Source organism: Cellulomonas sp. IC4_254 (genome assembly GCF_011603975.1).
Classification (GTDB): domain Bacteria; phylum Actinomycetota; class Actinomycetes; order Actinomycetales; family Cellulomonadaceae; genus Cellulomonas.
In genome coordinates this window covers 1-738 of record NZ_JAANNB010000397.1, presented here as the reverse complement: position 1 = coordinate 738, position 738 = coordinate 1, and the positions used below count along the sequence as shown (strand labels likewise).

1 protein-coding gene is annotated in these 738 nt (G+C 80.9%); it reads left to right on the top strand.

Going from position 1 to position 738, the window contains the following annotated elements; translation table 11 throughout:
* The coding region (locus G6556_RS18995; RefSeq protein ID WP_166944736.1) for a hypothetical protein at nucleotides 1-738 on the top strand (738 nt) is incomplete at both ends.

Below are 738 nucleotides of genomic sequence, written 5' to 3'. Positions count from 1 at the left end.
CCGAGGTCGAGATCGCCCCGCTGCCCCCCGCGCCGCGCCCGGGCGGCCCGCTGGTGGTCGTGCAGGGCGATCGCGCCCTCGACGTCGTCCCGGTGTCCCCCACCGCGGTCGTCGTGACGTTCGCCTCCGGGGGCTGCGCGGTGCTGCCCACCCTGCCGGGCCGGGTCACGCTCGCCACCGTCGAGCACGGCTGCCTGGTCGACTGCGCGCTGCCGCGGGCGCCCGGGGCGGACGGCGGGGGCCCGCCCCCGGGCGTGGACGGCGCGGTCGCCCGCCGCGCGCTGGCCGCCGCGTGGTCCCGGTTCGGGCTGCGTCCGGACGACGACGAGGACGACGAGGCGGACGGCCGACCGCCGAGCACCGGGGGCGCTGGCGCCGACCACGGCCGGCACGAGCGCCGCGCGCTGGCCGTCGACACCGACCCGCTCGCCGCGCTGTACCGCGCCTGGGAGCTGCACGACCGCGGCCGTCGCGCCGACATCGCGGACCTCGCCACCCCGGGGTCCGCGGGCGCGCGGCTGTTCGACGTCGTCCTGCTCGCGTCCGGCCCGGACCCGGGTCGCGACGACCACCCGGTGGACTGGGCGGGCCTGCTGACGCCGGTGCCGCTGCTGGCCCGCGGCTGGCCGCTGCTCGCCGCCGCACCCGCCGAGGTCCGGGACCACGCGCTGTCGTTCCCCGCGCGGCTGCCGTCGCACTGGACGCTGTTCGCCGCGGAGAACGCCGCGCGCGTGGCCG